This is a genomic window from Acinetobacter sp. ANC_7634, assembly GCF_056779875.1.
This window is the reverse complement of the sequence record NZ_JBWYIT010000001.1, coordinates 188,667-206,070: the sequence shown is the minus strand read 5'-3', so window position 1 is coordinate 206,070 and position 17,404 is coordinate 188,667. Positions and strand designations below refer to the sequence as shown.

Below are 17,404 nucleotides of genomic sequence, written 5' to 3'. Positions count from 1 at the left end.
TTACGATATAGGTCTGCATTACATCCAAACAAATTGTTCTTAATGTAAAATAGAGTTAATTAGGTTGCTTCGCTAAATTAAACCGCCATTTTTTGGACTTGCGCTATTTTTAGTCCTAGTACCACGCTTTTCATAAGTCGTTCACTGGCTTGAATCACAAGTGTTTCACTGTTTTCAATCGCCTCTTGCAAAGACATAGGGCTAGACATAATTGAGCTAATTGCATGAATCCCAATGTCATAAACGCATTCGGCATCGTGTGCAAGCTTACCTGCTAACGCAATCACAGGTTTATTAAATTTTGCTGCTCGTGCTGCAATCTCAGCAGGCACTTTTCCCCGAAGCGTTTGGCAATCAATCGCACCTTCAGCCGTAATAATTAAATCTGCACGCCTGATTTCATGATCTAAATCATAGCCGACTAAGTCTTTGCCTAATAACACATCAAATCGAGGACAAAGTTTTGCACCAATAGCAGCAAGACCAGCACCTAAACCACCCGATGCACCTGTCCCCATTCCATAAGCAAAATCAAAATTTGAGATAGGGTTGATATGATTATTTTTTAGCCTCAAAGCCCAATGTTCAAAACCTTCAGATAATTGTTGCACCTGTTGTTCAGATGCCCCTTTTTGTGGTGCAAATACAGGTGCAACCCCCTGTGGGCCACATAAAATATTAAATGGATTTAACGCCAATATAATGTCAATTTGGTGATAACGTAATTGAGCAACTAAACCTGAATAATCAATTTGATTCACGTTTTGTAAGTACTGACCGCCATAGGGAATCTCACGATGCAAATGATCTGTAACTTTCACACCTAGCGCTTGTAGAGCACCAATACCACCATCACTAATACCAGAATCGCCACAACCCAGGATAATCTTAGTTGCGCCCTCATTGATCGCGCACATGATCAATTCACCTACCCCATAACTGGTGGTCTGCATCGGATTACGCTGATCAAAGGGAATTAATTTTAGGCCTGCAGCTGCTGCAACTTCAATGACTGCTACATGAGCATAGGAGCCGCCCAACATTGCAAAATGGGCATGAATGGGCTGCCCCAATGGTCCTGTCACTGTTTTAGATATGATTTTGCCATTGGTGTTATGTGCCAATATATGCGCAGTATGTTCCCCACCATCTGGAATTGGAATTGCACGAATTGAAGCATGAGGTAAAGCTTTAGATATTCCAACTTTTATAGCTTGAGCAACTTGAGTTGCAGTTAATGATTCCTTAAAACCACTTGGTAAAATGAGTATATTTTCCAAAATTTCAGCACACATAAGAAATCAAACTTTTGAACTATAGTAATAACGGCATACCTAACATCGGCCAGACGATGAACGAAAAAATAATAAGCAGCACCAACATGATGGGTGCTAAATAAAAACTTAATTTAAGTAAATCGTGCGCATTAAACATCGTCTGTGTTTCAGTTTGATGAAAAATCGCAATTGGTTTTGCTGATGATGTGAGTGAATGACAAAATCCTGCAGCGGCTGTTGAGATAAATGCCATTGCCACAGGTGAAACTTGAAATTGGGGTGCAAGAGAAATCGCAATCGGGATAAGCACAACTGAACGTGCTGAACGTGACTGAATAAATAAATGTGACAATAAAGAAATAATGATCATTAATGCAATGAAAATGATCGATGCACTCGGGGGCTGTATATCAAACTTTGAAAAAATGGAATGAGTTAATAATTGAATTGCTCCACTCTCGATTAATGCTGCCCCCATTGCTAAAGTTGCAGCCATAAACATGAGTAATGCCCAAGGTATTGTTTTCACAGCTTGAGAGAACTTAATACACCCCACACTTGGTGTAACCATTAATAAAGCACCGAATATGGCAACCATGGTGGCAGATATATGATGCAATGGCTCAGTCAACCATAAGCCCAAAATCAAAACTAAAATACAGATGATACGTTTTTGTAGTGCAGATAATTTTTGTTCTGAACCTACAGCCTGTTCATTTAACACATTCAAATGACTTAAGTTTAATGGCATCGATCTTTCATTTTTACTGGTAAATAAACCTAAGATAAGCTCGTTACATGCCAATGATGAGACCAATGCGAAAGGAAAACCTAACCATAGCCAACTGAGTAAACTAAATGCAGGATACCCCTGCTCAACTAAAATCTGATTGGTAATTAAATGTGCCCCAGCACCTAAGTAAGAGCCAATTGCACTCAACAAAATGATCGACGGACAGAGCAATGCCAATGCTTTAAGAATATGTGTTTGATGTTTCAGTATTTCAGCCAAACCTAGAAATATAGGTAAAATAATTGCCGCACGACCTGAGGTAGACGGAATAATAAATGCCGACAGTACGATGAAAATTGTCAGCAGATAACATAGCGTTCGGGTGTTATGGGCATATTTTAAAAGTTGTGATGCACAATACGTTGCTAGCCCTGTTTTGACCACACCTGCCGCAATAACAAATGCTGCAATGAGTAACCAAATCAGATCTTGTCCCCAAGCTTGGTATAGATGTTCTTCGTTTAAGTTGCCAGTTAAGATCAGGGCAAACACAGCTAAAAGTGCAATATAAGTTTCTTCAAGTTTGGTGCAGATCCACAGCCATGTTGCTGTTAAAAATACACCTATAGTCAAAATTGCATTTTGCTGAACCTGATCTAAATTGAATGCGCTAAAGGCTAAAGCAACATAAATGACCAGTAGTGGAATAACTGACCACAATGGAAAACGGAGGAGTGAAGCATTGAACATCTGATGTCATACGTTCTATTGTTTGGATGGCATTTCATCACAATTTAACTCAACATCAAAATACAATTTAAGTTTGAGATGTGTGTTTTGTCAACACTTCGGTAGATAGGCTTTATCTTTAAATACAAACACTTAAATATATGCAAAGTCTTTTGATAAATTTTACTCATTTTTCCTAGGACTTTTTATAGAGCTAAAACAGGATTTGACTGTTAGGTGAAAGATGTTTGCCTTTCAGAGTACTGAATTGTTTTGAACAATCGACATTACCTATAAATGTGCATTTTCTATAACATCTTTATTCTAAAAGACACTTTTAAATGCTTACTCAATAGAATTTCCATCAAGGTCATATAGTTTTAATTGTTTTAGACCAACATTAAAAAATAATTCTTTAAAAACTCGTATTTCAATCTGAGTTAAACCACCTTGTATCGGCTCCATGATTTGAACAAATGTGATAGGAGTTGTGAAATTGAAAAAAGATATACCATTAGAACAATGCCTCATTATAGCTTTTAATGTGGTCGTAGCACTTTCAAAATCTGCCAAAATCATTCTTGGGTGATCATATGGCAATTTAGGAATTTCAGTAGCTTTGACTACACCATTCTCTGCCATCAAACTTATGCGGTTTTTATAAAAATGTATGCAGATTGCTTTAGGATATTTTTTTAAATCTTCTCTTATCATTTTATTTCTTAACTCAAAAGTTCATTTAATTATAAATTTATATTTATCTTAATTCATAATTTTATTTCCAACTAATTAGCCGAGGTTACCTGATTGGTTTTTTTTTATTCTCCCCTCATGATCGAATGATTGCTTCACAAAAAATTATTACCCAAGCTCAAAAATCATGTCACTTCAAAGAAATACCCTCCCATCATAGCCACACACCTCAAAATTTTATACAATATGCCTTCCCTTCATCTGGTGCTTTTTTATGACCGCTTGGACTGCTCACGTCACTGTTGCAACAGTGGTTGAAAAAGATGGTAAATATCTGTTTGTAGAAGAACAAACGGAAGGTGTCATGCACACCGTTTTTAATCAACCTGCAGGTCATGTAGAAGCTGGTGAAACCCTTATTCAAGCCGCGGTTCGTGAAACCATGGAAGAAACAGGTCACCAAGTTGAAGTCACAGATTTATTGGGTATATACACCTATACCCCACCTATGTTTCCAGATCGTACCTATTACCGCTTCTGTTTTTTAGCAAAATCAACACAGTATTTTGCCAATGCAACATTAGATACAGGTATCGTAGGTGCAGTTTGGATGAGCCTAGATGAGCTGTTAGAAACGGCACGCGCGCGTAGCCCATTGGTCATCAAAGCCATTCAAGATGCCCAATCAGGACAAAAATTTCCTTTATCGCTCGTTTATGAGCACCAAAACTCTCCCTTAATTTCAAATTTGGATGCCTAATCCTATGCAACAACGTGTCATCGTCGGTATGTCAGGTGGTGTAGACTCATCTGTCTCTGCGGCTTTATTACTTCAACAAGGATATCAAGTTGAAGGTCTTTTCATGAAAAACTGGGAAGAAGATGACGGCACAGAATACTGCACGGCTATGGATGATCTTGCAGATGCGCAAGCCGTCTGTGATCGTATCGGCATCAAATTACATACAGCCAACTTCGCAATGGAATATTGGGATCGTGTATTTGAGCACTTCTTGGCTGAATATGCTGCGGGACGCACCCCAAACCCAGATATTTTATGTAATAAAGAAATTAAGTTCCGTGCATTTCTCGATCATGCCATGAAATTAGGTGCTGACTTCATCGCAACAGGACACTATGCTCGTCGCGGTGAAACCATGACCAACTCTAAAGGTGAGCAATATGCGCCTTTACTCCGTGGCGTGGATAACAACAAAGACCAAACTTATTTCCTACATGCCGTTCATGGTCGTGAAATTAACAAGACCTTGTTCCCTGTCGGTGAAATTGAAAAGCCTCAAGTTCGTAAAATTGCTGAAGATTTAGGTCTTGCAACAGCGAAGAAAAAAGACTCTACAGGTATCTGTTTTATTGGTGAACGCCGATTTAATGACTTCTTGAAGCAATATTTACCTGCTCAACCGGGTAAAATTGTACTTGAAGATGGTAAAGAGGTTGGTGATCATCACGGCTTAATGTACTATACGCTCGGTCAACGTGGTGGTATTGGTATCGGTGGAATGAAAGGCGCTGAAGAAGGTGCTTGGTTCGTATTACACAAAGATATCGAAGGCAATCGTTTAGTTGTTGGCCAAGGTCATGAGCATCCCCTCATGCAAAGTACCATGTTATGGTCTGAAGCGATTGATTGGGTTGCAGGTGAGCAAGAGATTCCAGAAAATGGTTTCCGTTGCACAGCGAAAACTCGCTATCGACAACCTGATCAAGCATGTGTCTTATTTAATGACCCAAATGCACCGCAAGGTGTACGTGTAGAATTTGATGAACCTCAACGTGCTGTTACACCAGGACAAAGCGTTGTGTTTTACGCGGATGAAGTTTGTTTAGGTGGCGGTGTGATTCATCATACTAATGCGCCTAAACCTGATTTTATTTAAAGGAATTTTCAGACATGACAGAGTTACCGTTCCAGCAGCTTCAGACTCTGAATGATCGTCAAAACAGAGCTTTGGCTTTGGCAGCAGTATTTCAATCGACTCAGCTGACACATATGACAGCCATTGCAGGTCGACAAAATATTGGCGAAAACGGTAACTTCTATTTAGAACAATTAATTAAGGCGAGTTTAAATATTCGCCCTACTTCCAATAAGAATTGTCAAACCTTAGATTTTTTTAACCAGCTTGCAGATATTTCTCTGGGATTAAAAACATTAGAAAGTAGCATCACCCAACCATTCAATACTGCACCAAAATCAAGAATACCGAAATTTGCCAATGCAAAACTTCCAATGTCCTATGCGATGGCATTATTACATTTAGAAAAGAAAGTATATAGCAACCCAAAATTCGTTGAAATTATTGAAAAATCACAAGAAAAAATACTAAAACAACTCTCCTTTTTTGATCATAATTATCTACATCCAAGTATTCTTGCAAACCTTGCTCAAACCTATGTCGAAACTGCAGGACAGATTAATCCTCGCATTATGGTGAAAGGCAATGCAGAAGCTTTTAAGGATTCTTCGCACACCAATCGTATTCGTGCTTCATTGTTTACAGGTTTACAGATGGCGCATTTATGGCGTCAGTCAGGTGGAAGTTCATGGAGCATGATCTTCACCAAACGCAAGTTACTGAAAGATATTCAAGATCTCGCTCGTTTACAGTTTCAGGTGGTTTAACCTGATGTATATCGAGTTCTGTTTTACGTTTCATTCCAAAGTTTAAGGAATTGCTATGAACGCTTTAACCGCACTTTCTCCATTAGATGGTCGCTATGCAAGCAAATGTGATGCTTTGCGCCCTTTCCTCTCTGAGTTTGGTTTAATCCATGCTCGTGTGACTGTTGAAGTGCGCTGGTTACAAGCACTTGCAAATCGCCCAGAAATTACAGAAGTGCCAGCTTTTTCTAACGAAACAAATGCAGCTTTAGATGCAATCGTTGCAAATTTCTCTGAAGACGATGCTAACCGTATCAAAGAAATCGAACGCACAACCAACCACGATGTAAAAGCGGTTGAATATTTCTTAAAAGATAAAATTGCAAACATTGATGAACTTAAAAATGCGGGTGAATTCATTCACTTTGCTTGTACATCTGAAGACATCAACAACTTGTCTCATGCACTCATGCTGAAAAGCGGTCGTGAAGTACTAGCTACGTCTATGCAACAAATCGTGGACTCAATTGTTGCACTTGCAGAAAAACACGCTGATCAACCAATGTTGTCTCGTACACATGGTCAAACTGCAAGCCCAACAACATTGGGTAAAGAAATGGCGAACGTGGCATACCGTCTTGCACGCCAAATCAAACAATTCAACAATGTTGAGCTTCTAGGTAAAATCAATGGTGCGGTAGGTAACTATAATGCTCACCTTTCTGCTTACCCTGAAATTAACTGGCCTGCTCACTCGCAAGCATTTGTTGAATCTTTAGGTCTCACGTTTAACCCATATACAACTCAAATTGAGCCGCACGACTACATGGCTGAATTGTTTGATGCGCTTCGTCGTTTCAACACAATCCTCATCGATTTCAACCGTGATGTTTGGGGTTATATCTCTCTTGGTTTCTTCAAACAAAAATTAAAAGAAGGTGAAGTTGGTTCTTCAACAATGCCACATAAAGTGAACCCAATCGACTTTGAAAACTCTGAAGGTAACCTGGGTATTGCTAATGCAGTCCTTGCTCACCTTGGTGAAAAGCTTCCAATTTCTCGCTGGCAGCGTGACTTAACTGACTCTACTGTTCTTCGTAACATGGGCGTTGGTTTTGCACAAAGCTTGATCGCATTTGAAGCTTGCTTGAAAGGTGTGGGCAAACTTGAATTGAATGCCGACCGTATTCTTGAAGACTTAGACAACGCTCAAGAAGTTCTTGCTGAACCAATCCAAACAGTAATGCGTCGTTATAACGTTGAAAAACCATACGAAAAACTTAAAGCCCTTACTCGTGGTCAAGCAATGACTCGCGAAATGATGGTGAATTTTGTGAATGGTAACGAATTAGAAGCTGTTCCTGCAGCAGATCGTGCGCGTCTTGCTGAAATGACACCTGCATCTTATACAGGTAATGCTGCTGAGCAAGCGAAACAAATTAAAGATTTGATTGCTAAAATCTAAATAGCATTGAATAAAAAAGCGAAGCTTAGGCTTCGCTTTTTTGTATGAGACTCATCAAATGTTTCAATAAAAATCATGCTTCATCAGGACAGTAACGTATAAAGTCAGTTCTGAGCTTTTCTAATTCATCACCAGTTAAAACATCGCTATAGTAAATATAATGAGTCACTTGAGCATATTGAATGTCATGCCTAAACATCATTCCTCGGAGTGATACTGAGATCTCTTCAGGAAAGTCATTCAGAGTAAGCTCTTCAAACTCATAATGAAAATATGCATTTTGCTGTGCAAGAAAAGCAGCTGAATCCGTCATAATAAAAACTCAAAATAAATCATATTCTAACTGATCATCCTGATTGCAATGAGCTATTGATATAAACAACTATTTATAAAAATAATGCGATCTGCAGCTTATCCTCAGGATTGATCCATTACAATCATATGAAGAAATTAATCAAATCAACATATAACAAAATGCACTACAAAAAATTTACTTCTAAACACCACCTCGTATTCTTCATTTTCATAATGGTGCTGATCTTGGCAAGTATAAAGCCTCTTGAATATGCTTCTTATGGCTTACATCAACTTGGCACAGCTTTAATGCTGGTGTTTTTGATCTATATACAAAAGAAAGTTGGTTTGAGTTTTATCGCATTTTCTCTCTATATTGGATTTCTGATCATTCATATTCTTGGGGCGCACTATTTATATTCGTATGTTCCCTATAATGAATGGTTGATGCACTACTTCAACATACATTTAAATGCACAGATGGGTTGGGAGCGAAATATGTATGATCGCTTGGTCCATTTTGCCTATGGTCTACTTCTCTATCCTTTTTTCCTGAGGATCATTCAATTCTATTTACCACAATTATCTGAACGAGTACTTTTTCTTATTGTGGTTCAGTTTGTCATGGCCACCAGTCTCATTTACGAATGGATTGAATGGTCGATTGCGATTAATCTTTCCCCTGAGGCAGCAGAAAATTATAATGGTCAACAAGGTGATATTTGGGATGCCCATAAAGATATGCTGTTCGCAACACTTGGGTCCATGATCAGAGGAATAGTGATGTTATATCGAAAATTAGACTCTCGACCATACAAATGATAAATCATAAAAAAACCAATCATTAGATTGGCTTTTTTTATTTCATCGAATTTAAAGTTTAGGATCACGTAGTTGCACTAAGTTCGCATTAGTTTTGACTAAAGTGTCCATAACTTTATTCATCACAGCAGGAATCAAACTGTCCGCCATTTGTGCCGCTTGCAGTCCTAATTTCTCACCTAAGGTAGGTTTACGGCGAGTTTGAATCAAGTAAACATCATGCACTGTCAATAAACTTAATAAATACTCATCCGAGGTTTGAAGCTTATCAACCAAATTCAAATCTAATGAATCTTGACCGTACCAATGTTCACCTGTTGCTACTTTTTCAACATTTAACTGTGGACGATATTTTTCAACAAAATGCTTGAACAATGCATGCGTTTGTTGCAACTCTTCTTCAAACTTGGCTTTACCCTCTTCCGTATTTTCACCAAACATGGTCACGGTACGTTTATATTGACCCGCAGTATAAAGCTCAAAATCAACATTATGTTCTTTAAGTAAACGATTAAAATTAGGCACTTGAGCAACAACGCCAATTGAACCAATCACTGCAAATGGAGCAGAAATAATTTCGTTACCGATACATGCCATCATATATCCACCACTTGCTGCGACTTTATCAACACAAATGGTTAAATGAAAACCAGCATCGCGCAGACGCACCAATTGAGCAGCCGCAAGTCCATAACCATGTACCATCCCACCTGGACTTTCCAAACGAACTACGACACGATCACGCCCTGCTTTAGCAGTCGCCAAAATCAAAGTAATTTCTTCACGAAGATTCTCTACAGCTGAAGCTGCCATGTCACCTTTAAAATCAATTACATATACTTTCTGATTATTCTTTTTACGCGTGCGTGCTTCTTTTGAAAACTGCTGAGACAACTGCAGAAGTTCAAGTTTAGATGCAGTACTTTGCGCAATTTTTTTTCGTTGTTCATTAATACGCGCATTTAAGTGAGTGACTCGAATTTCGGCAGGAAGTTTCGGCAAATGAAATAACATATAAATTCACATCTCTATAATTCATCTTTATGAGGATAACATGAGGTCAAAATAGACAAATTTCAATAGCTTTATTGAAATGTTATGCCAATCGTAGGATCAATTTGATCAACAATCGGCATAAAAAGTAGATACATTATGCATACTATCTCGATAAAAAATTATCGAACCGATGAGCATCCACGCATCATCTCATGATTGATATCTATCTTTAAAATCAATTAGAGACTCTTATATGATTTGAGAGTGAAGAAATTGAATTATATTAGGATAATAATTCTTAAAATCAACACCTTAATACTTATTATTTTACTTCTTAAACTTTTCTGAAATGCATTTTCAATGCGCCAAATTATGTCGTGTCAGCATATATTTTTCACTATTTTTTTGGCATGATGGTTCCATACAGTAATGATGAATAATGATAAATGACTCAAATGCGTTGGCTGGAACTGTTATCAACAGTTCGATTTGGTAGTTCAAAACAAAATACAGAACAAGCACGTAGCCCCTTCCATAAAGATTACGATCGTATTATTTTTTCTCAGAGTTTTAGGCAACTTAACCGTAAAACTCAAGTTCACCCCCTGACTCAACATGATGGCATTCATACGCGTCTAACACATTCCCTTGAAGTTTCTTGCATCGGACGCTCTTTGGGAATGCTGGCAGCTGAAAAAATTCGTGATGAGTTACCTATGTGGATCTCTCCTGCAGATGTCGGTGCAATTATTCAAGCAGCTTGTCTTGCACACGATATTGGTAATCCTCCTTTTGGTCATGCAGGTGAGTACGCTATTCGTGAATGGTTTGATGATGCATCACACGGCGATTTTTTATCGAGTTTAACCCCTGAACAGCAGGCCGATGTTCGCCAGTTTGAGGGCAATGCTCAAGGTCTTCGTCTACTCACGAAAATTGACTATCACCCTAATGACGGTGGAATGCGCCTCACTTACGCAACCTTAGGAGCTTACTTAAAGTACCCATGGCTTTCTAAACCCATCGACTCTCAGGGAAATACACCTGCCAGTAAACGAGCTAAGTTTGGTTGCTATCAATCTGAAAAAGAAATTTTGCAACAAATTGGTCACCAATTAGGTCTTATACAATATGGTGAATATCATTTCTGTCGCCATCCACTCACCTATTTACTCGAAGCTGCGGATGATATTTGTTATGCCCTGATCGATTTAGAAGATGGCATTATTCTTAACATGCTCAGCTATGAGCAAGTCGAACCTATTTTTTTAAATCTGCTCGGTGACTATGGCACGCCTGCTGAACTTGCAATGCCATACACCACGTGGCAACAAAAGATTGCAGCATTGCGTGGTCGTGTGATGAAACGCTTGGTTGATGAAGTCACTTCCGCTTTTACTAAACATCATTTTGAAATTTTGTCAGGACAGCTTAAAGGTAGTTTGCTCCAATATTGCTCGCCCGATATCGAAGCAGGAATTGATTGTGCAAAGAATTTAGCGCGGGAGAAAATCTTTGAGCACCCTCAAAAATCTGGTTTAGAAATCATTGCACATCAAAGCTTACAGCACATACTAGATGCCTTTATTCCGCTTACGACACCCAATAAAATTCATAACTTTAAGGAAGGACGTTTACTGTCTATTATCTCAGGCTTAGGTGTTCGTTTTAGTGATGATCACTATGACAATATCATGCAAGTCTTAGATGTGATCTCAAAATTTTCAGATCATCAGGCTTATCATTTGGCACAGGAACTTCAAGGGAATAAAGTTGGATTTTTATAAAACTTAAATTTAGTGTTCAGGAAAAGAGCATAAAGTGTTTTTTGATTTTGCGTTCTGAAGCAATGAACACTACTATGCTGACATAGTGAATTTAACATCGACAAATAAGTGAAATAATTGAATGATTGGATGTCTTATTGGTGAAGTGCTTGCTTTAGAAGCACCAACAGTTTTATTGAATGTAAATGGTGTTGGCTATGAGGTTGATACACCTCTTTCAACATTTTGCCAATTACAGAAAGGACAAAAAGTCACATTGTGGACGCATTTGGCTGTACGTGAAGATGCCCAATTACTGTATGGATTTTCCAACGCACAAGAAAAAAGTATTTTCCGCACTTTACTTAAAGTGAACGGCGTTGGTCCCAAAATGGCATTGGGTATTCTCTCAACACTCAGCGTAGACATGCTCATTCATACCGTTGAACATGAAGATGTAAACACTTTAGTCAAAGTTCCAGGTGTTGGTAAAAAGACTGCAGAGCGTTTGATGATTGAACTTCGAGATCGCTTTAAAGCGCTTGCAGCTCAGCCATCTACATCAAACTCTACAACAGCGCAAATTCAGTTTACGGGTAACTCTGCTGTCGCTGAGGCTGAAGCTGCTTTACAGTCATTAGGTTACAAGCCACTAGAAGCACAAAAGTTAGTCAATACCGTTAAAAGTGACTTCACTGAGGCATCCGATATTATCCGTGCTGCTTTAAAATCGATGAATAAATAAGATCTCATATTATGCAAGACCGTATTATCAGTGGTTCTGAAAAACCAGAAGATCATTTTGATCGTGCCATTCGACCAACATCATTAGATGATTATATTGGTCAGCCTGTTGTGCGTGAGCAGATGGAAATTTTCATTGGTGCAGCTCGTGGACGTGGTGAAGCTTTAGACCATACCTTGATTTTTGGTCCTCCGGGTTTAGGTAAAACCACACTTGCCAATATTATCGCGCGTGAAATGGGTGGCAATCTCAAATCCACCTCAGGTCCTGTGTTAGAGCGCGCTGGTGATTTGGCAGCAATGCTCACCAACTTAGAAGAAGGTGACGTTTTATTTATTGATGAGATTCACCGTCTCTCTCCAGTGATCGAGGAAATCCTTTATCCCGCGATGGAAGATTACCAACTGGATATTATGATTGGTGAAGGCCCTGCTGCGCGTTCAATTAAGTTGGATTTACCGCCATTCACTTTAGTCGCTGCGACTACTCGTGCCGGTTTACTGACCTCTCCGCTTCGAGATCGTTTTGGTATTGTCCAACGATTAGAGTTTTATTCGGTTGAAGATTTGACCCATATCGTGACTCGTTCTGCAAACCTGATGGATGTTCCAATCACAGAAGCTGGTTCGAAGGAAGTGGCTCGTCGTTCTCGTGGTACGCCTCGTATCGCAAACCGTTTACTGCGTCGTGTACGTGACTATGCTCAAGTGAAAGGTACAGGTGAGGTCACACAAGAAATGGCGCAACGTGCGCTTGATATGTTGAATGTGGATAAAGATGGTTTAGATACACTCGACCGTCGTTACCTGTCGATGCTGTTAGAGCGTTTTGATGGTGGTCCTGCAGGTGTTGAAGCTTTAGCAGCGGCTATGGCAGAAGATTCAGGCACGCTGGAAGATGTGATTGAGCCTTACTTGATTCAACAAGGTTATGTGATGCGAACTGCTCGTGGTCGTATTGCAACAAATCAGGCGTATTTACAGTTTGGAATGACACCACCTGAGCCGAAATAAAAATAATCGAAAGGTAACTTAAGTTGCCTTTTTTATTTCATCATGAACTTTATCCAGCAGTTCTTCACCTAACTCAATTATATCAATTAAATCATTATCCAATCCTAAACTGCATTGAGCTTTATCCAAACTTTGGTTAATTTTTAAGAAAATTTGTTCTAGCTTAGAATCAATTCTCAAATCGTGATTAGCTCTTAAATAATTGTTTAATTTAAATTGTAAATACTGGAATTGTTTATAACTTTCCTTCGCTTGTGGAGCTAACAATTCTATTTGTTCACTCTTTTGATCACTTAAGGCTTTCAAATATATTTTCAAAGTAAAAAGATGAGATTCAAATTCTGTTAAAATATCTAAAATCAATATTTTATGGTGATCCCTTATTTCTAAAGTCTTAACAGCTAAACTTGTTTGTATTAACTCTTTATTAGATGATGAAATCAATGCTTCTGAACTCTTAATTTGATCTTTTACGATATCAAATGACAGCTTGGTAGCTTTAAAACTTCTCACTCCATACCAATAAGCTAACCATGTTGCAAATCCACACAAACACACTGCTAACAAAATTGAGAAAACAAACGAGGAAATAGCTGTCGTATCAGTTGAGCTTACATTCAAATCCAAAGGAATTTTCTGCGTTTCAGGATTAACTTGAATACTCGTCGTATATAAAGGCTGTTGCGGCACAGTCCACGGAAGTTGAATCATGACATCTTGATTATGCTTAAGTTCTTCTTCAACGTCCATTAGCTCCCCCACAACTATTAAAATAATTATTTAAAATGAATAATTTACAAATAATAACAACTTTAAATCTATGGATAAAGCATTAAAAATCAATGCTTCATGTTCACTATACTTTTCATGTATTTCGATATACCTGTTAAGTTTTGCAACTATCGGAAGTGAATGAGAAGCTCCTAAAACTTTTGGATTTTTAGGACATTGTGTTCATGATTTCACTTAGGCTATTTTCTGCTTGTACCATCTTGCCCCTTTGTTCAACCTTGAGTTTTGCAGATTGGGTTGATGACGGTGTAAACGCTGTTGAACAACATACCATCAAATTAAGACAGCACATTCACCAACATCCCGAACTCGGCAATATGGAATTTAAAACCTCGGCTCTGGTTCAAAAAGAATTAAAAAAATATGGAATTGAAGTCCGCACAGGCTATGCCAAAACAGGTGTAATCGGAATTCTTAAAGGTGCAAAACCTGGCCCAGTGATGGCATTACGTGCAGATATGGATGCATTACCGATTGAGGAAAAAACAGGACTTTCTTTTGCGAGTAAGGCAAAGGCAATCTATCAAGGTAAAGAAACGCCAGTGATGCATGCCTGTGGACATGATGCTCACACAGCAATGTTACTCGGCGCTGCAAAAGTGCTTTCGGAAAATAAAGATAAAATTGCAGGTACTGTTGTGTTTGTATTCCAACCAGCTGAAGAAGGTGGAGCAGATATTGATAACTTTAGCCATGGCGATCAAATTGGTTCACGTAAGATGATTGCAGATGGGGCTTTAAAAAATCCTAAGCCTGAAGTGATCTTCGGTATGCATGTTATGGCGGGTATGCCAAGTGGTCATATTTTTTATAAAGATGGCACCATTTTAAACAGTGCAGATCACTTGCGCATTCAGGTCAGTGGAAAACAAGTTCATGGTTCTATGCCATGGCTTGGACGCGATCCCATTTACGCTTCATCTCAAATGATTAGTAATATGCAGAGTTTGATCAGCCGTCGTGCAGATTTAACCAAAGGTATGGGGGCAATCAGTATTGGTAGTATCCAAGGTGGAACGGTAGGAAATGTGATACCAGAGCAAGTCAATATGGTTGGCACGATTCGATCAAATAGTGAAGAAGTCCGCCAGAATATTCTCAAGGATTTACCGAAGTTGATCGAACATAATGCTCATGCAAATGACGTAAAAGCCAAAGTAGAAATTGCCGCTTATGCCCCCGTCACTACGAACGATAAAACACTAACTCAACTCATCGCGCCCTCACTTGCGAAAGTTCATGGCGAAAATAAATTACATGTGCTTGAGAACAATGCGAGTGCCAGTGAAGACTTTGCCTATTATGGTCAACTTATGCCTTCATTGTTCATTTTCATTGGTGCAACACCTCAAGATCAAGAGATGAGTAAGGCTGCACCCAATCATAACCCTCAATTTATTGTAGATGATGCGACATTAAAAACTGGCGTTGAAAGCCACATTCGTTTTGTGATGGACTATCCGACTATTGCACAACAAGTTCAACAAGATTGGAATAACAAATCTTAAGCATCATAAAAAAAATCCTCCTTGATGGAGGATTTTTTTATTTCAATAATTTATTTCTGCTCGACGAACTCTTTAAAATCTGCTTTACGAATCATCGCATGGATGCCTTTGGTTTTATCTACAACTTGAGAAGCTTCAAAATCAGTCGCAGCGCTGAGATAAGCATATGCAATTTCTTCACTTATGCCATATTCATTTACTAAGAAATTGATTGCTTCACGCGTAGATTTGCGCATTGCTTCATCCAAATCTTCATCTAAGCCAGGTGTAATCCAAAATTGATCATTTTCACCTAATGGCTGAGAAAGTTGCTTACCTGGAATATAATCTTTACCCGCTTTTAACACACTAATTTTAAACGTTGCACGCGCTGAACCTTCTAAAGCAGTTAATGCAACCTCACCATCACCTTGAACAAAATGACTGTCACCTGTGTAGAATAATGCACCTGGAACTTGAACAGGATAATAAGCGGTTGCCCCAGCAGTTAAATCATTAATATCAATATTTCCACCATAAAATGAGGGTGGAACTGAGTGAACAGGTTCGCTGGTATTTGGTGCAACACCCATTGTTCCCATAAACGGATTTAATGGAAAACGAATCGCTTTACCAGATTCTGTTTGAATCACCCCCTCCCATACACCCTCTTTATTTTGCGCAATGGGTGTAAATACTGAAACATTGCCATAAGCATCTGGATTTTCTGGCGAAGCATGATCATGTTTTTGTCGTTTAGGGAATTCAGGCAATGTACCTTTACCATGGCGGTTCGAAATAACACCATAAGGAACACGTGGTTCTATTTTCAATATTTCAACTTTAAGCACGTCTCCCGGCATTGCACCTTCAACGTAGATCGGACCAGTAATAATGTGTGGACCATCTTTATGGAAATCATGCTTTAAATTAGAGCGGGTGATCAATTTCGCTTCATCTAAAATGTGCTCTTTTTTAACACCTTTAGATGTAAAGTATTTTTCAGCATCACGCCCTTGATCCTCTAATAAACCTTCATGTGACACTGTATCAAAAGTCACATGACTCCCCCGATGGAACCGTTAAAACTGGCTTAGCATCTTTATTCGGTAGATAACCCCATTGAATAGTATTGAGTGTGCTTGGAATATAATAGTGTCCAGCATATTCCCCTTTTTTTAGTAAAGTTGGCTTGCTTTCAATCTGTTTTAAAATTTTAAAATCTTCAGCCGAACTAAAAGTCGAAAAACTTAATATTGATGTAGCAATCGAAATCGATAAAGCTAACTTTTTTAACATGCACTCAAATCCAACTATAAATTTCATGTGAATTTATTTAAGCAATCCCTATGCCAAACATGATTAAAATTCAATTAAATCTGCATTTTCATCTTAAAATATTTCGCCCAATCTACAGCTATTTTTGAAATCTTGTGCCATTGGTCTGTAAAAATGGAGTGCTAAACTTCAAGCCTTTCAAACATTGTATAAATCAGCGTTTCGCATTCTTTGTCAAGAATGTTGCAAAACACTGGACTATTTAAAGTAATGGAACACCTGTATGGCGAACAAATTTGAATTTCAAATCCGAGTGTATATTGAAGATACAGATGCAGGAGGCATTGTTTATCATGCCAATCATATTCGCTTTATGGAACGCGCACGTACAGAATGGTTACGCGCTTCAGGGATTTCACATTACTGGCATCAAAAAGATTACAACTTTGTCGTGCATAAATTAGCGCTTAAATATTCACGTCCAATATTAATGGATGACTTAATTACTGTTACAGCAAGTGTAGTTTCGTGTAAAGCAACGTCTTTTGTATTGCAACAAAATATTTATCGTGGTGAAATCATGCTAGCTTCAGGGGAAGTAGAATTGGCGTGTATTAGCGCTGAAATGAAACCGCTGAGAATTCCAAATGAAATCCGTGATCTAATCGAAAAAGAATTAGCCCACGCATAA

General features: G+C 38.5%; 16 protein-coding genes and 1 pseudogene. 10 read left to right on the top strand and 7 right to left on the bottom strand.

Annotation, left to right across the window (positions count from 1 at the left end; translation table 11 throughout):
• Positions 1-77: 77 nt before the first annotated feature.
• From AC1M9A_RS00995 to AC1M9A_RS00985, 3 genes are all read right to left on the bottom strand, one after another.
• Complete coding sequence (locus AC1M9A_RS00995; RefSeq protein ID WP_481609431.1) at positions 78-1,295, bottom strand: glycerate kinase family protein; 1,218 nt, start codon at positions 1,293-1,295, stop codon at positions 78-80.
• 19 nt (positions 1,296-1,314) lie between these two features.
• Complete coding sequence (locus tag AC1M9A_RS00990) at positions 1,315-2,760, bottom strand: SLC13 family permease (protein WP_481609430.1); 1,446 nt, start codon at positions 2,758-2,760, stop codon at positions 1,315-1,317.
• A 324-nt stretch (positions 2,761-3,084) separates the two neighbouring features.
• Complete coding sequence (locus AC1M9A_RS00985) at positions 3,085-3,453, bottom strand: rod shape-determining protein (RefSeq protein WP_481609429.1); 369 nt, start codon at positions 3,451-3,453, stop codon at positions 3,085-3,087.
• Between the two features lie 253 nt (positions 3,454-3,706).
• Here AC1M9A_RS00985 and AC1M9A_RS00980 point away from each other — a divergent pair, with 253 nt between their 5' ends.
• From AC1M9A_RS00980 to purB, 4 genes are read left to right on the top strand one after another with little or no spacing between them, the layout of a single operon-like run.
• Positions 3,707-4,192, top strand: coding sequence for an NUDIX hydrolase (locus AC1M9A_RS00980; protein ID WP_035265740.1), 486 nt, complete (start codon positions 3,707-3,709; stop codon positions 4,190-4,192).
• Between the two features lie 4 nt (positions 4,193-4,196).
• On the top strand, positions 4,197-5,330 hold the full coding sequence (mnmA, locus tag AC1M9A_RS00975) for a tRNA 2-thiouridine(34) synthase MnmA (protein WP_035265757.1): 1,134 nt from the start codon (positions 4,197-4,199) through the stop codon (positions 5,328-5,330).
• 14 nt (positions 5,331-5,344) lie between these two features.
• On the top strand, positions 5,345-6,076 hold the full coding sequence (hflD, locus tag AC1M9A_RS00970; RefSeq protein ID WP_092766084.1) for a high frequency lysogenization protein HflD: 732 nt from the start codon (positions 5,345-5,347) through the stop codon (positions 6,074-6,076).
• 55 nt (positions 6,077-6,131) lie between these two features.
• Entirely contained in the window at positions 6,132-7,520 is a 1,389-nt protein-coding gene (gene purB / locus AC1M9A_RS00965) for an adenylosuccinate lyase (protein WP_481609428.1), read from the top strand.
• A gap of 73 nt (positions 7,521-7,593) precedes the next feature.
• Here the strand turns inward: purB and AC1M9A_RS00960 are convergent, their stop codons facing one another.
• Positions 7,594-7,833 carry a hypothetical protein gene (locus AC1M9A_RS00960; RefSeq protein ID WP_481609427.1) on the bottom strand — a complete coding sequence of 80 codons (240 nt, stop codon included), beginning with the start codon at positions 7,831-7,833 and terminating at the stop codon, positions 7,594-7,596.
• A gap of 161 nt (positions 7,834-7,994) precedes the next feature.
• Between AC1M9A_RS00960 and AC1M9A_RS00955 the strand changes: the two genes are divergently transcribed.
• A complete protein-coding gene (locus AC1M9A_RS00955) occupies positions 7,995-8,636 on the top strand; it encodes a DUF2238 domain-containing protein (RefSeq protein ID WP_481609426.1) in 642 nt (213 codons plus the stop codon).
• 51 nt (positions 8,637-8,687) lie between these two features.
• Here the strand turns inward: AC1M9A_RS00955 and sohB are convergent, their stop codons facing one another.
• Positions 8,688-9,650: a protease SohB gene (gene sohB, locus AC1M9A_RS00950; protein WP_179998383.1), complete on the bottom strand. Its 963-nt coding sequence runs from the start codon at positions 9,648-9,650 to the stop codon at positions 8,688-8,690.
• Positions 9,651-10,078: 428 nt separating this feature from the next.
• Between sohB and AC1M9A_RS00945 the strand changes: the two genes are divergently transcribed.
• The 3 genes from AC1M9A_RS00945 to ruvB all read left to right on the top strand — a co-directional run bounded on the left by AC1M9A_RS00945 (position 10,079) and on the right by ruvB (position 13,156).
• A complete protein-coding gene (locus AC1M9A_RS00945) occupies positions 10,079-11,419 on the top strand; it encodes a deoxyguanosinetriphosphate triphosphohydrolase (RefSeq protein WP_481592904.1) in 1,341 nt (446 codons plus the stop codon).
• Between the two features lie 121 nt (positions 11,420-11,540).
• Positions 11,541-12,143, top strand: a complete 603-nt coding sequence (gene ruvA / locus AC1M9A_RS00940) for a Holliday junction branch migration protein RuvA (protein ID WP_092766079.1) — start codon at positions 11,541-11,543, stop codon at positions 12,141-12,143.
• Between the two features lie 11 nt (positions 12,144-12,154).
• Positions 12,155-13,156: a Holliday junction branch migration DNA helicase RuvB gene (gene ruvB, locus AC1M9A_RS00935; RefSeq protein WP_481609425.1), complete on the top strand. Its 1,002-nt coding sequence runs from the start codon at positions 12,155-12,157 to the stop codon at positions 13,154-13,156.
• 18 nt (positions 13,157-13,174) lie between these two features.
• Here ruvB and AC1M9A_RS00930 read toward each other — a convergent pair whose 3' ends face one another.
• Complete coding sequence (locus tag AC1M9A_RS00930) at positions 13,175-13,906, bottom strand: hypothetical protein (protein ID WP_481609424.1); 732 nt, start codon at positions 13,904-13,906, stop codon at positions 13,175-13,177.
• A gap of 206 nt (positions 13,907-14,112) precedes the next feature.
• Here AC1M9A_RS00930 and AC1M9A_RS00925 point away from each other — a divergent pair, with 206 nt between their 5' ends.
• The gene (locus tag AC1M9A_RS00925; protein WP_481595537.1) at positions 14,113-15,456 is read left to right on the top strand and encodes an amidohydrolase; all 1,344 of its coding nucleotides are present in this window, start codon (positions 14,113-14,115) and stop codon (positions 15,454-15,456) included.
• A gap of 50 nt (positions 15,457-15,506) precedes the next feature.
• Here the strand turns inward: AC1M9A_RS00925 and AC1M9A_RS00920 are convergent.
• Positions 15,507-16,734, bottom strand: a pseudogene (locus AC1M9A_RS00920) (acetamidase/formamidase family protein).
• Positions 16,735-16,996: 262 nt separating this feature from the next.
• On the opposite strand from AC1M9A_RS00920, the gene ybgC reads away from it, so the two are divergent.
• On the top strand, positions 16,997-17,404 hold the full coding sequence (gene ybgC, locus AC1M9A_RS00915) for a tol-pal system-associated acyl-CoA thioesterase (protein ID WP_035265725.1): 408 nt from the start codon (positions 16,997-16,999) through the stop codon (positions 17,402-17,404).